Origin of the sequence: Micromonospora sp. CPCC 206060 (assembly GCF_036906895.1) — a bacterium.
In the GTDB taxonomy this organism is placed as follows: domain Bacteria; phylum Actinomycetota; class Actinomycetes; order Mycobacteriales; family Micromonosporaceae; genus Micromonospora.
The window spans coordinates 36,120-49,850 of record NZ_JBAKHU010000007.1 but is presented as its reverse complement, the minus strand read 5'-3'; the positions used below and the strand labels follow the sequence as shown (position 1 = coordinate 49,850).

Annotated in this window: 11 protein-coding genes; 3 read left to right on the top strand and 8 right to left on the bottom strand. The window is 70.0% G+C overall.

The window, feature by feature from the left end:
* From V6U90_RS08455 to V6U90_RS08425, 7 genes are read right to left on the bottom strand one after another with little or no spacing between them, the layout of a single operon-like run.
* Positions 1–1,269: an ATP-grasp domain-containing protein gene (locus tag V6U90_RS08455; RefSeq protein ID WP_334432976.1), complete on the bottom strand. Its 1,269-nt coding sequence runs from the start codon at positions 1,267–1,269 to the stop codon at positions 1–3.
* Complete coding sequence (locus tag V6U90_RS08450) at positions 1,269–2,843, bottom strand: condensation domain-containing protein (RefSeq protein ID WP_334432973.1); 1,575 nt, start codon at positions 2,841–2,843, stop codon at positions 1,269–1,271. Before V6U90_RS08450 ends, V6U90_RS08455 begins: the two co-directional genes overlap by 1 nt.
* The gene (locus V6U90_RS08445) at positions 2,840–4,093 is read right to left on the bottom strand and encodes a cytochrome P450 (protein ID WP_334432971.1); all 1,254 of its coding nucleotides are present in this window, start codon (positions 4,091–4,093) and stop codon (positions 2,840–2,842) included. The genes V6U90_RS08450 and V6U90_RS08445 overlap by 4 nt, the downstream gene beginning before the upstream one ends.
* Positions 4,090–5,835: a non-ribosomal peptide synthetase gene (locus tag V6U90_RS08440; RefSeq protein WP_334432969.1), complete on the bottom strand. Its 1,746-nt coding sequence runs from the start codon at positions 5,833–5,835 to the stop codon at positions 4,090–4,092. The genes V6U90_RS08445 and V6U90_RS08440 overlap by 4 nt, the downstream gene beginning before the upstream one ends.
* The gene (locus V6U90_RS08435) at positions 5,832–6,569 is read right to left on the bottom strand and encodes a thioesterase II family protein (RefSeq protein WP_334432967.1); all 738 of its coding nucleotides are present in this window, start codon (positions 6,567–6,569) and stop codon (positions 5,832–5,834) included. Before V6U90_RS08435 ends, V6U90_RS08440 begins: the two co-directional genes overlap by 4 nt.
* Positions 6,566–6,775 carry an MbtH family protein gene (locus V6U90_RS08430; protein ID WP_334432964.1) on the bottom strand — a complete coding sequence of 70 codons (210 nt, stop codon included), beginning with the start codon at positions 6,773–6,775 and terminating at the stop codon, positions 6,566–6,568. Before V6U90_RS08430 ends, V6U90_RS08435 begins: the two co-directional genes overlap by 4 nt.
* Positions 6,772–7,587, bottom strand: coding sequence for a thioesterase II family protein (locus V6U90_RS08425; protein ID WP_334432961.1), 816 nt, complete (start codon positions 7,585–7,587; stop codon positions 6,772–6,774). The genes V6U90_RS08430 and V6U90_RS08425 overlap by 4 nt, the downstream gene beginning before the upstream one ends.
* A gap of 391 nt (positions 7,588–7,978) precedes the next feature.
* Between V6U90_RS08425 and V6U90_RS08420 the strand changes: the two genes are divergently transcribed.
* Positions 7,979–11,179, top strand: coding sequence for an amino acid adenylation domain-containing protein (locus tag V6U90_RS08420; protein WP_334432958.1), 3,201 nt, complete (start codon positions 7,979–7,981; stop codon positions 11,177–11,179).
* 215 nt (positions 11,180–11,394) lie between these two features.
* Complete coding sequence (locus V6U90_RS08415) at positions 11,395–12,984, top strand: glycoside hydrolase family 64 protein (RefSeq protein ID WP_334432955.1); 1,590 nt, start codon at positions 11,395–11,397, stop codon at positions 12,982–12,984.
* Here V6U90_RS08415 and V6U90_RS33910 read toward each other — a convergent pair.
* Positions 12,899–13,288 (bottom strand): hypothetical protein, encoded by a 390-nt coding sequence (locus tag V6U90_RS33910; RefSeq protein WP_442933550.1) that lies wholly within the window; start codon positions 13,286–13,288, stop codon positions 12,899–12,901. The genes V6U90_RS08415 and V6U90_RS33910 overlap by 86 nt on opposite strands.
* A gap of 47 nt (positions 13,289–13,335) precedes the next feature.
* Here V6U90_RS33910 and V6U90_RS08410 point away from each other — a divergent pair, with 47 nt between their 5' ends.
* A complete protein-coding gene (locus tag V6U90_RS08410; RefSeq protein ID WP_334432952.1) occupies positions 13,336–13,671 on the top strand; it encodes a GntR family transcriptional regulator in 336 nt (111 codons plus the stop codon).
* Positions 13,672–13,731: the final 60 nt, after the last annotated feature.

Below are 13,731 nucleotides of genomic sequence, written 5' to 3'. Positions count from 1 at the left end.
TCAGGACCCCCGTTGCAGGTCGGCTGCGCTCAGTCGGCGTACCCCGTTGCCGAACCGGAACTCGTAACAGATCCGGCGCTGTGCCTCGTCGAGCAGCGCGGCCAGGTCGGCGTGCCGGTCACAGTGCCCCCAGAGCAGGTCGAGATGCCGGGTCATCACGTCGGCCTCGAGGACGTCACCCACCCGCGCGTACGCCCGGAAACCGTCGATGCCGTCGATGCGGCGGACCTCAGCCGCGCCGGTGATCGACAGGAGTTCGCAGGACTCGACCGGGGCCAACGTGTTGTGCTGGAAGTGGACCTTGCCCGGCTGGTCGACCGGGGGTACGGCCCCCTGCTGGCCGAGCGCCAGCTGCCCGGCGAGGCGGACCATGTCGAAGCCGGCGGCGTGCCGGGCCAGGTCGTTGATGTGGCCGCCCAGGCGACCGTTCACCTCGATGATCCGTGGCCCGCGCTCCGTCAGCTTGATCTCGGTGTGGGTCAGACCGGGGCCCAGGTCGAGCGCGGTGAGGGCACGCGTGGCGAGATCGAGGATCTCCTGTCGCTCAGCGTCGGTGACCGCCGCCGGCCAGAACTGCCCCGTCTCCCGGAACGGCGGCGCCAGCGGGAGTTTCCCGGTGACGGCGAGATGCCGCAGCCCCTGCGGCCCGTGGCAGCTCTCCACTGACACGTAGTCACCGTACGGTCCGCCCGGACGGCCCACGAGCAGCTCCTCCACCAGGACGGTGGACGCCCGGCCGGCCGGCAGGAGCGGGGCGAGTACCCGGTGCGCCACCGCGTCGTCGGTGATCACGTACGTGTTCCGGCTGCCCTGGCCGTAGACGGGTTTGACCACGGCGGGCAGGCCGACGTGGTCCCGGGCAGCGGCCCATTCGTCGATCGAGGAGATCGGGCGGCTTCGCACGTCGTCGACGCCGTGGAGCCGTAACCGCTCGCGTTGCTGCACCTTGTTGGTCAGCAGCCCGGTCGTGGCGATCGGGTGGAAGGGCAGGTCGAGCGCATCGGCCAGCCACGCCGTGACCGGCAGCATCGGCTCGGAGAAGGTCAGCACCGCCGCCGGGTGAAGCCGACGCACCGCCGCCAGGTCCGTTTCGCGGTCGCCGGTCAACGGTACGACGTCTCCCAGCCGGCGCAGCACCTCCCCGGTCCGGCGGGTGTGCTCGCTGGGGTTGACCAGGAATACCACCGGGCCGAGTGCCCCCAGTCCGACGGCGATCTCCGCGGCTGACGCGGCACCGCGGTCGTACACGACGACGAGCGGGCCGGCCATCAGTCGGGCATCCCCGCCACCGCGTGCAGCGCACTGCGGTACAGCTCCAGGTACGTCATCGCCTGCGTCTTGTCGAACAGGTCGGGATCGTAGGCCACCGCGACGGCAGTACCGAAGTCACGCGAGTTGATCATAAAATCGACCATGAACGGGAAGCTGGTCTTGTCGAAGGCCCACCACGCGCCGGGCCTGATCGCGGTCAACTGCCCCAACCGGTCGTACACGTGGAAGTGGGTGAAGTTGAACGCCGAGTCGAACGGTGGCCGGCCCAGTCGTTGCTCGATCCTGGCCAGCGGGTACCGGCGGTGGCGCATCCCGCGCTGCTCGGCGGCGAGGGTGCTCCGGCACAGCTCCACCTGGTCGTCGGGCACGACCGGGATCCGGATGGGAACGGTGTTGAGGAACAACCCGACGAGCAGGTCCGCTCCGGCGGTCTCCGGCCGGCCGTTGACCGTCAGCCCGGTCACCACGTCGCGGTCGCGGCCGGTCCAGGTGCTCAGGGCCCGGACGTGACAGCCGAGAACCAGACTCTTCAGGGGAACGCCGATGGTTCCGGCGGCCGTTCTGAGGCCCTCCAGCAGGGTTTCCCCGACGTCGAAGGTGAGCATCTCCCGTGGGTCGGCCGCGCCGCCGAACCGCCCGCGGTCGAGCAGGAGCCCGGGGACGTCCGCCTCGGCGTGCCAGTAGTCGGCGGCCTCCGGGTTGTCGATCGCCTCCCGTTCCAGGCGTAGGAAGTCCCGCTGGCCGGATGCCGGCGGCAGCGGAAGGTCGGCCGGCCGGCCGGTGAGTTTCGCGTCGTACAGCGCGAGCAGCTCGTAGCAGAGTCGCGCGTAGCTCCAGCCGTCGAGGATCGCGTGGTGGATCGCGAGGGTGATGTGGAAACTGTCCTTGAGCGCCACCACGTGGCAGCGGAGGACCGGAGGGCGGCCCCAGTCGATGGCGTGCGACAGTTGCGTCTCGCGCCACCGGGCGACCGGTTCGGCCGTGGTGGCGTACTCGACGGTCAGCGGAGGGTCCACCGTGGACCACAGCAGTTGCGCGGGGACGCTGTAGCTGCCCAGGTCGAAGGAGGAGCGCAGGGCCTGATGGCGGTCGCACAGCTCGGCGAGCGCGGCCGTGAACAACGCCTCGTCGAACGGCCCGGTCACCTCGACACCGACGAGGTCCTGGTAGAGCCGGGGATCGCCCGACGCCTCGCTCAGGTAGATGAGCCCCACCTGCAGTGCCGAGGCGGGCCAGGCGTCGCGTACCCCCGCCGGCATCAGCGCCTGGTCGTAGGGATCCAGGAGACTGAACGGCTGGTAGTCCCGCACTCCGTCGTCACGTTCGTCGCGCCCATCGGGGCCGGGCGGCCCGTCGCGGCCGGCCACCGCCGCCACCAGCTCGCTGACCGTCGGAAAGAACAGCAGGTCGCGCAGTTCGATCGGAATACCCCGCGCGTTGGCGTCCGCGACGACCCGCAGGGCGATGAGCGAGTCCCCGCCGAGGGCGTAGAAGTCGTCATCGGGACCGACCGGCTGGTCGCCGAGGTGCTTCTGCCAGATCTCCACCATGGCCTGGGTCGTGTCGCTCACTCGCCGAACTCCCTCGGGGATGCCGTGCGTCGCCGGGTCAGCACGGGTAGATGTTTGATACCGGCGATGAAGTTCGATGCCAGGTGCTCGACCGGACCGTTGAGCTCGATCCGTTCGAACGCCCGGAACAACTCGGCGAAGAAGATGGCCAGCGTCATCCGCGCCAGCGGTGCGCCCAGGCAGTAGTGCGGGCCGAATCCGAAGGCGATGTGCCGGTTGTCCGGGCGGGTGATGTCGAACCGGTAGGGATCGGTGAAGACGTCCCCGTCCCGGTTGGCCGACCCGACCCAGACCGCGACCGCCTCACCCCGGCGCACCAGGCCGCCGCTGAGTTCCACGTCCTGGCGCGCGTGGCGCAGGAAGCTGTTGGCCGGCGAGGTCCACCGCAGGCCCTCCTCCACCAGGCCGGTCAGTGCCTCCGGTGCGGCGGCGTACTGCGCCGGATGGTCGATCAGGGCGAGGACGGTGCCGGTGACGGCGTGCGGCGTGGTGGCGTTCGCGCCGAGCAGCAGGCTGTAGCAGTTGTAGATGACCTCTTCGGTGGTCAACGGTTTGCCACCGGCCAACATGGTGGTCAGATGCCCGATCAGGTCGTTCCGGCGCGGGCACCGGTCGTCGCGGAGCTGTCCGGCGAAGTAGTCGAACAGGCCGTGGTGGGCGATGGCCAGCGTGGCAGCCGGATGGCGCACGCTCAGCCCGGGATCCTCCGGCGCGGCGGCCATCGCGGTCCACTGCGTCAGTCGGGCCCAGTCCGGTTCGGGGATTCCCATGAGCATCCCGGCGACCGCCATCGGCAACTGGGCGACGCGCTCGGCGAGGTCCCATTCCGTGCAGTCGAGCGCGGGACGCAGGACCCGGCGGACCGCCCGTACGACGTCCGGTTCGAGGTCGCGCACCGCCCTGGCGCTCAGCACGCGGTTGAGCGGGGTGCGTAGCTCGGTGTGCCGGGGCGGATCGGTCGACACCAACATCAGTCCGGCCGCCGAGTCACCGTGGCCCAACTGCTGCAGGAGACTACCCTGCTCCGAGGTGAACTCGCGGTGGTCGCCCAGCACCCGGCAGGCGTCCCGGTACCGGGTGACCGACAGGAAGGTCCGCCCGTCCGGCAGTTCCTGCCGGTGCAGCGGGTGCCGGGCCCGCATCTCAGCCCACACCGGGTGCGGATCACCGGTGGCGTAGAAGTCGGGGGCGAACAGGTCGACGTCCGCCACCGGCACGGTCAGGGGTTGGGCGCCGCTGGAGATCCTCACCGGGTCTCCTGCATCTGATGTGCCGCCTGCACGGTGCGGGCCAGTCCGGCCGGCGTCGGGTCGAGGTAGAACGACAGCGGAGACACCTCGACGCCGTGCCCCTGGCGGAGTTCCGCGAGGATCTGTACCCCGAGCAGCGAATGGCCGCCGAGTTCGAAGAAGTCGTCGTCGGCGCCGATGCCGTCGAGGCCCATGAGGTCCTCCCACAACTGGGTGATGGCCAGCTCCAGATCCGTACCTGGCTGCCGGTGGTCGGCGCTCACCTCGGGCCGGCTGTGGGATTCCCAGCCCGACAGGGCTGCCCGGTCGACCTTGCCGTTGGCCGTCAGCGGCAGCGCGTCCAACCTGGTCACCCGGGCGGGGATGGCGTACGACGGCAGCGCCGCGGCCAGCCGTCTGCGGAGGTCCAGCACGGATGCGGTCCCGGTGAGGAAGGCCGCGAGACGCCTGCCCCCGGACGGATCGTCCTGCACCACGACCGCCGCGCCCGTCACTCCCGGCACCCCGGCCGCCACCACCTCCACCTCGCCCGGTTCGACCCGGAATCCCCGGATCTTGACCTGCCGGTCCCGCCGGCCGACGAACTCCACCTGTTCCCCGGCACGCCGGACGAGGTCACCGGTGCGGTACATGCGGGAACCGGGGGTGGCAGCGAACGGGTCGGCCACGAATCGGGTGGCGGTGAGGGCGGGGTCGCCGAGGTACCCGTGGGCGATCCCCGTCCCGCCGACGTACAGCTCGCCGACCTGACCGTCGGCCACCGGCCGGAGCCGATCGTCCAGCACGTACGCCGTGGTGCCGCAGATCGGCTGTCCGATCGGGACGGTGCTGCCGGTGACCACGGAGTTCATCCGGTGGCAGGTACTGAAGGTGGTGTTCTCCGTCGGTCCGTACCCGTTGATCACAACGGTGTCGGGCAGCGCCGCCAGGGCACGGTTCACGTGCGGTACGGAGAGGACGTCCCCACCGGCCAGCAGGTGCCGCAGTCCGCGCAGGTTGTCCAGGCCGGTCTCGACCGCCCGGTGGAACAGGCCGGCGGTGAGCCAGAGCACCGTGGCGCGCTGCTCCGCGACATAGGCGCAGATCGCCTCCGGCGGGAGATCACCCGGCGGTGGGATGACGAGGCAGGCACCGTTGAGCAGCGGGGCCCACACCTCCAGTGTGGACGCGTCGAACGCCAGGGGCGCGTACTGGACGAACACGTCGTCGTGGCGGACCGGCAGGAAGCCGTTGTCCACCACCAGGCGGACGACGGCACGATGCGGTACACACACTCCCTTGGGGCGACCGGTGGATCCCGAGGTGTAGGCGAGGTAGGCAAGGTGGGCGGGGCCGACCGGGCGGGCAGCCGGCGGGGCGGACCCGTCGTCGACGGCGTCCTCCACCGTCAGGGCCCGGCAGCCCGCCGGGAGGTCCGCCAGCCCGGCGGACGTGGTGAGTACCAGGTCGACGGCCGCGTCGCGCAGGATGGCGTCGCGACGCTCCGGCGGGTAGCGCTCGTCGAGCGCAACGTATGCGGCGCCGGAACGGAGGATCGCCAGCAGGCCGACCACGGCCGCGGCGGAACGTGGCAGGTGCACTCCGACCACCGCCCCCGGTACCGTGCCCGCCTGCTGCAAGCGGCGGGCGAACCGGTCGACGCGCCGGTGCAGCTCCTCGTAGGTCAGCTCGCCGTCCCAGGCCCGTACCGCGGTCCGGGCGGAGTGCCGTGCGGCGATCTGCCGGAACAGCTCGTCAATCATCGCGGGGCACGCTCCTGTAGTTGCGCCGACAGCAGGGCGAGCAGCGGTTCGGGTGCGGTCAGGAACTCGTAGTGGCCCCCGGCGAGGACGTCGAACCGCACGTCGTCGCTGTAGTGCTCCCAGCCCCGCAGTTCGGCCTCGGTCACCTCGGGGTCGTCGGCCCAGTGCAGCACCGTGACGCTCATCGGGACCGGCGCCGGCTCGTCGAGTCGGTAGTAGCGGTTGGCCTCAAGGTCCTCGCGCAGTACCGCCATGCTGAGTGCCAGCATGGCGGGATCCGGCTGCCCGCCGCGCCGCACCGCGAGGGTGGCCAGTTCGTCGAGGAGTTCGGAGTCGTTGAGGGCCAGGAACCGGTCGTGCGGACAGTGGTGCGGCGCGACCTGGGCCGAGACCACGAGGCTGCGCGGTACCGGAAGCTGGTCGACGGGCAGGCGACGGGCCGTCTCGTACGCCGGTAGCGCACCGGCGCAGTGTCCGAAGAAGGCGAACGGTCGGTCGAGCAGCGGTAGTAGCTGTTCGGCCAGTACGTCCGCCAACTGCGCGTAGCTGCGGTAGTGCGGCTCGCGGACCCGGTTTTCCCGGCCGGGCAGCTGCACCAGGCACACCTCGATCCCGTCGATCCACCGGGGCCACCGGTTGAACATCGACGCGCCCATACCCGAGTACGGGAAGCAGAAGATGCGGCCGACCGATTCGTCGGACGGGTCGCGCAGCAGCCAGCGGTTGCGCTTCACGACCCGGACTCCCGCACCAGGCTGGCCGGTCGCAGGTCGGTCCAGTTGGCCTCGATGTAGTCCAGACAGACCTGCCTGGAGCTCTCCGGTACCACCACACTCCACCCCGCAGGGATCCCGGCGAACGCCGGCCACAACGAGTGCTGGTTCTCCTCGTTCCGGAGCACCAGGCAAGGACCGTCCGGATCGTCGAACGGATCTGTCATTTCTTCTCTCCCTGCGTCGGGCACATCGGTGCCGAGCCGGTCCCGCACAGCGGGGGCAACTGCTGCCTGATGAGATCGCCGAGATCCGCTGCCCGGTCGCGGTAGTAGAAATGGTCACCGGGCAGCAGGACGGTCGTTGCCGGCCCGACGGTCAGGTCCTCCCAGCCGCGCAGGTGCTCGGCCGTGATGTCGGGGTCGGAGTCGCCGCCGACGATCAACATCGGGCAGCGGAGCGGCTGCGGTGTCCCGACGTGCCGCGCGACCAGCAGCGTGTCGGAGCGGATCGCCTGGATCGCGAGGCGCAGCATCTCCGGGTTGTCGAGGAGCTCATCGGTGATGACGTTCTCCTGACGGAGGACGGCGATCCACTGCTCGACGCCACGCGATTCGATCTCGTCGGCGAACAGCGTCTTGAACGCCGTCGGCTGAGCCGAGGAGATCACCACCAGCTCGACGTGCCGGCCGGCGCGGGTGAGCCGGTGCGCCAGCTCGAAGCAGAGCAGTCCGCCCAGGCTGTGTCCGAGGAGCACCAGGTTGCCGACGGCGTACCGGTCGATCTCGGCCGCCATCTGGTCGGCGAGATCGTACAGGCTGACCGTGGGCGGCTCACCGATGCGGGGTCCACGCCCCGGGTACTGCAGGACGAGCGTCTCGTCGGCGGCAACCGCCACGTGCCGCAGCAACTCGTACACGGAGTAGGCGCTGCCGCCACCGTACGGCGCCACCACGACGGTACGCGCGGCACGGTGGCCGGGCTCGCCCGCACCGTTGCGGTACCGCCACAGCCCACGCGTTATCGGCTCCAGCGCCATGCGGCACACTCGCTTTCATCAATGAACCCCGGCCCAGTGAAGCACCCGGCTGTGGAACCGCCGTGGAATCGGTGTGGAAGGCCGGAGCCGGTTGCCGGTGACGGCTTTCCCCGCCGGGGCGTGCAGGTGCGCACCGGGTTTCTCGAGCCGTTGCAGGTATGACAGCAGGCGCGCACCCGCCCGGCAATCGCCTTCCGTCACCGGCCCTTCCACTTCCGTCGGACACCCTCCACCTTTGGTGGAGGCCGGCGGCGCGCCCTCCGTCATCGGTTGAAGACAGACCGCTCGATCAACGACATGCTCTGGGGAATTCGCCGGAACTCTGTTCTCCGGTGGGCGCGGCTGTGCCGTACCCCATCGGCACTGCCGGGCAGGGCCTCCATCGCCGCGAGTGAAGGATGAGCTTGTGACACCAACCCCATCGAGCCGTGGTGTCGGCGGCGGGGCCGACACCCTGCTGGCCGGCTTCGCCCACTCCGTGCGTTCTTATCCTGACCGGACGGCCGTCATGTCGGACGGTCAGGTTCTCACGTACGCCGAACTGGACGAGGCCGCTGAGACGGTTGCTGCGCAGATCCAGGCCCGGACCGTGGAGCCCGGATCCCGCATCGGTATCTTCCTGACCCGTTCCGCCGACCTGGTCGTGGCCGCGATCGCAGTGCTGAAGGCGGGTTGCTCGTACATACCGCTCGATCCGGTGAACCCGCCGGCCCGGCTGGAGCGCATCCTCGACGTGGCCGAACCCGCCCTGGTCATCACGACGAGCGACCTGGGCGGCAGCCTGCCACCGGACACCGCGGTGATCCGTCTGGACGACCCCCGGCCACCGAACCTGCGCTGCTCGGTGCCGTCGGTGGACTCCTCCGCCTGCGCGTACATCATCTTCACCTCCGGCACGACCGGCCAGCCGAAGGGGGTACGGATATCACACGGCAACGTCCTACATCTGTTCAATTCCACTGATTCCCTGTTCGCGTTCGACCAGCACGATGTGTGGTCGATGTTCCATTCCTTCGCGTTCGACGTCGCGGTCTGGGAAATGTGGGGGGCACTGCTCTACGGCGGGTGCGTGGTCGTCGTACCGGAACTCGTCGCCCAGGATCCGGCCGCGTTCCGGCGACTGCTGCGGGACCGGAGGGTGACGGTGCTGAGCCAGACACCGACCGCCTTCCAGCAGCTTGTCGCCGAGGAGCAGAAGCACGGCGACCGGTTGTCCGTGCGTCGGGTCGTGTTCGGCGGCGAGGCGCTCCGCTTCGCCGTCCTGGCACCGTGGATCGCAAAGTACGGCGACGAGGCAGTCGAGCTGATCAACATGTACGGCATCACCGAGACGACCGTGCACGCGTCGTACCGCCGGGTACGCGAGGTCGATCTGCACCAGGGTGCAAGCCTCATCGGGGTACCGCTGCCGCACTCCGCCCTGCTGCTGACCGACGACCAGCTCGATCCGGTACCGCCGGGCGAGGTGGGCGAGATCGTCGTCACCGGTCCGGGCGTCGGGCTCGGGTACCACGAACAGCCCGAGCTGACCCGCCAGCGGTTCGTCGAGCTGACCGGCGCCGACGGGCAGCCGGTCCGCGGTTACCGGTCGGGCGACCTCGCCCGGCTCCGGCCGGACGGCGACCTCGAGTACCTGGGCCGGGCCGACAACCAGGTCAAGATCCGCGGGTTCCGGATCGAACTCGGCGAGATCGAGGCAGCGCTCGTCCGGCTTCCGGCGGTGCACGCCGGCGCCGTGGCCGTCCGTGCCCTACCGACCGGGGAGCAGGCCCTCGTCGGATACGTCGTACCCGCCGGCGCGAGTGCACCGGACCAGCGGCAGCTCCACGAGGACCTGTCGCTCGCCCTGCCCGGGTACATGGTGCCGGCGGCCTTCGTGGTCCTGGACGCGCTGCCCCGCACCGTCAACGGGAAGCTCGACCGGGCGGCGCTGCCCGATCCGGTTCTCGCGGCCGGCGTCAGCCGCGCGCCGACGTCGCTGGTGGAGGAACTGCTCTGTCAGGTCTTCGCGCAGGTGCTCGGACGTTCCTCGGTGGATTCCGACGACAACTTCTTCGTCCTGGGGGGACATTCGCTCTCCGCCGTCCGCCTGACCAACCGGATCAGGGCGGTGCTCGGCCTGGAGGTGAGCATCCAGGAGCTGTTCGAGTCGCCCACCGTCGCCGGACTCACCGCGAAGCGTGCCGCCGCGACCGCCCGCCCCCCACTGACCCGACGTACCCACGGCGACGCGGCGCCGCTGTCGTACGCGCAGCAGCACCTCTGGTCCCTGCACGAGCAGCACGGCGCCACGCCAGCCCGTCAGGTGCCGTACGCGCTCCACCTGACCGGTCGGGTCGACGTGGCCGCGCTCGATGCCGCGCTCGCGGATGTCGTACGCCGACACGTCGGGCTCCGCACGGTGTTCCCGGAGCACGACGGGGCACCTGTCCCGCGAGTCGTCGACGCGGAGGCGATCCGACCGCTGGTGGTCGAACAGGTGGACGCGGAGAAACTGGCCGAGTCTGTCACGACCGTCGCCCGGGAACCCTTCGACCTGCGGCGGGACCCTGCCCTGCGGGCCAGGCTGTTCCTCCTGGCCGAGGACCGCTCGGTGCTGGTGCTCGTCCTGCACCGGATCGCCGCGGACGGATGGTCGTGGGATCCGCTGCTGCGCGATCTGGCCGAGGCGTACGGCGCCCGGCTCGCCGGTCGGGCGCCGCACTGGCAGCCGATGGCGGTGGAGTATGCCGACTACGCCAGGTGGCAGCGGGATCTGCTCGGCGATGCCGACGATCCGGACAGCGTCGCGGGGCGGCAGTTGGTCTTCTGGCGGGATCACCTGGGCGGTCTACCGGACGAGCTTGAGCTGCCGTTCGACCGGGAACGACCGGCCGACCCGCAGTTCCGCAGTGACCTGGTCCGGGTGGACACCGACGCCGACCTGCATGTCCGGCTGGCCGGGCTGGCCAGGGCGAGCGGTACCACCGTCACCATGGTGGTGAAGGCGGCGGTGGCCGCACTGCTCACCCGGTCCGGCGCGGGCAGCGACCTGCCGCTCGCGGTGACGGTCGCCGGTCGGGCCGAGGCTGCCCTGCAACCGCTCGTCGGGCTCTTCAGCAACACGCTGGTGACCCGGGTCGACACCGGCGGGGACCCGACCTTCGCGGAGCTGCTGGTCCGGGTACGGAGTACGGACCTGGCCGCGTACGAGCACCAGGATCTGCCCTTCGGCCGGTTGGTGGAGCTGCTCGACCCGGTGCGTGCGGCCGGCCGTCATCCGCTGGTCCAGGTCATGGTGGGCACTCCACCGGCGATCGTGTCCGACGTCGCCCTGCCCGGACTGGACGTGGCGGCAGAACCGATCAGCACCGGCACCACGGAGTTCGATCTGTCGTTCCGCTTCGAGGAGCGACGCGACGCGGACGGCCGGCCACAGGGGGTGCTCGGCTCCCTGGAGTACCGTGTCGACCTGTTCCGCCGGGAAACCGTGGAACGTCTCGCGGTGGGTCTGGGACGTCTGTTGGAGCAGGCGGTGTCCCACCCCGCTACGCGGCTGAGCCAGCTCGATGTCCTTGACGCCGGGGAACTCCAGCAGGTGCTGCCCGGTTGAACCCACCACGGTGATGACCCCGGCGGCCACCGACTCCCGGGCCCATGATGACCCCGGCGGCCACCGACTCCCGGGCCCATGACGAGCCGGCGAGCGCCGGGCACGCGGGAGACCCACCCGCAAAGACATCAGGGTCCATCTATTGACACATGTTGTTAACAGTCAGAAGCTGAGAGAGCGCTCTCTCTGACCGTATCCCCGCCCGAGGAGTTCCCGTGGGTATCCGAAGAAAGCTGCTGGCTGTCGTCTCCGCCCTGGTCGCCGCCGTTCCAGTGACCGCCGTCGCCTCCCCCGCCCAAGCCATCGGCCCTGCCCTGCTACCCGTCACGGTCACCAACAACACCGGTCGCGGCGAGGCGGTCCACCTGTACGTGATCGGCATCCAGCTCTCCACCAACCGCCTCGGCTACGTCAATCGGGCCGGCACGTTCATCCCGTGGACCGGTGGGCAGATCCCGCCGTCGCCCGCACCGGACGCGTCGATTCCGGGCCCCGGCAACGGTGGCAGCACGACGATCCAGTTCCCGCGCGGCTTCTCCGGCCGCGTCTACTTCTCGTTCGGCGAGAAGCTCAAGTTCTTCCTGACCCCGGACGGCCTGGTGCAACCCGCGCCGTGGTCCAGCGGCGACGCCAACCGCAACATCCTGTTCGACTGGAGCGAGTTCACCTACAACGACGCTGGACTGTGGCTGAACAGCTCGCAGGTCGACATGTTCGCGGTGCCGCACGCGGTCACCGTCACCGGCGCCAACGGCGTCACCAAACGTACCGGCGACGTCGTCAACAACGGCCGCAACGCCATCATCGACGGCATCCGGTCGCAGGCCGGCTGGGCGAACACGGCCTACACCCGGTCCGACGGGACCGTGCTGCGGGTGCTGGCGCCGGGCAAGGCGGCCGGTGCGGGCCTGTTCAGCACCAACTACCTGGATTCCTACATCGCCGCGGCATGGAACGCCTACACGACCAAGACGCTGACCGTGGTTCCCTTCGCCGACCAGCCCAACACCCGGTACTTCGGTCGGACCTCGGGCAACGTCATGACCTTCACCAACGGCGCCGGCCAGGTGGTCGCCTCCTTCAACCGGCCCTCGTCGGCGAGCGTCTGGGGCTGCGACGGCGACCTGCCCGCACCCAACGACCCGGTGATCGGCCCGATCTCCCGCACCCTCTGCGCGGCGCTCAACCGGGGCACGCTCGGCACCATCGACACGCAGCCCAGCACCAACGCCGCCGAGTTCTACCGCAACAACCCGACGAACCACTACGCCCGTGTCATCCACGCCAACATGACCGACGGCAAGGCGTACGCGTTCGCCTTCGACGACGTCGGTGCCTTCGAGTCGCTGGTGCACGACGGGGACCCACGCGCGGCCGGCCTGGTCCTGAGCCCGTTCGGCGCGGGCGGCGGACCCAGCAACGGTGCGGTGCCGGTGCTGAGCAACTGGAACAACAAGTGCATCGACGTACCGAGCTCCAACTTCGTCGACCGCGCGCAGCTACAGATGTGGGGCTGCAACGGCACCAACGCCCAGAAGTGGACGTTCACCGGCAACGCACTGCAGAGCCAGAACAACAAGTGCATGGACGTGGACGGAGGGGCAACCGGGAACGGCGCGGTGATCCAGCTCTACACGTGCAACGGCACCGGTGCACAGCAGTTCACGCTGAACGCGGCCGGCGACCTGGTCAACCTTCAGGCCAACAAGTGCGTGGACATCAAGGACTGGAACAGTGCCGACGGCGCAAAGCTCCAACTCTGGGACTGCGCGGGCACGGCGAACCAGAAATGGCGCAAGGGCTGACCTGATTCCAGGGTCGAGCTGCGGGGCGGGTCCGCGTACGTCGCGGGCCCGCCACACCCGTGGACCCAGCCGCGTCCGCGGTGGACCAGGTCGATGTTTCACCGTTGCGCATCCTCAGCAGGAGGTCGACGCCAGTCTCCGCGATCCGCCGGGTGTCCTGGACGATGGTCGCCTGGAACGGACCGGCAGGTGATCGGATCGCCGCGATCGCCTCCGTGGTCCCGTCGACCCCGACAATCACCGGCTCGACGCCATGACCGGCGGCCACGTACGCCTGCACCGCGTCCCCGGCACCCAGCGCCATCTCGTCGTTCCTGCAGAAGATCGCGTCCAGCGCCTCCCCGTGCCGACTTGAGCGACGCAACCGCGAAGTCGGCAAAACTGGCTGTGCCGGTCGGTCTGGGTGTCTCCCCCGATGACCACAAGGTTTGCGCGGACCTGGCCGACCGGTCCCTGTTCGGCCTGCTGGAGAACGAGTACGGGTTGAAGATCAGCACCGGTCGACGCACCTTCACCGCGACCGTGGCCTCGGGACGGGTCGCCACGGCGCTCGGGGTACCCGACGGGTTCCCGTTGCTGTACCTGGAGCAGATCACCTATCTCGACGACGGCCGTCCGATCGAGTACTCCGACGTGTGGATCCACAGCGACCGGATGCGGGTCACCTCCCTGCTCAGCCGCCGCTGAACCGGCCAGCCCGGTCGACCGGCGTCGGCCGGCGCGGTCACCTGCGGCGATACCGCCGGT

Bases quoted from the DNA above. Each gene is read 5' to 3' on its own strand.
- V6U90_RS08440 (WP_334432969.1), bottom strand. From the start codon at position 5,835: ATGATTGACGAGCTGTTCCGGCAGATCGCCGCACGGCACTCCGCCCGG.
- V6U90_RS08430 (WP_334432964.1), bottom strand. From the start codon at position 6,775: ATGACAGATCCGTTCGACGATCCGGACGGTCCTTGCCTGGTGCTCCGG.
- V6U90_RS08455 (WP_334432976.1), bottom strand. From the start codon at position 1,269: ATGGCCGGCCCGCTCGTCGTCGTGTACGACCGCGGTGCCGCGTCAGCC.
- V6U90_RS33910 (WP_442933550.1), bottom strand. From the start codon at position 13,288: ATGGCGCTGGGTGCCGGGGACGCGGTGCAGGCGTACGTGGCCGCCGGT.
- V6U90_RS08425 (WP_334432961.1), bottom strand. From the start codon at position 7,587: ATGGCGCTGGAGCCGATAACGCGTGGGCTGTGGCGGTACCGCAACGGT.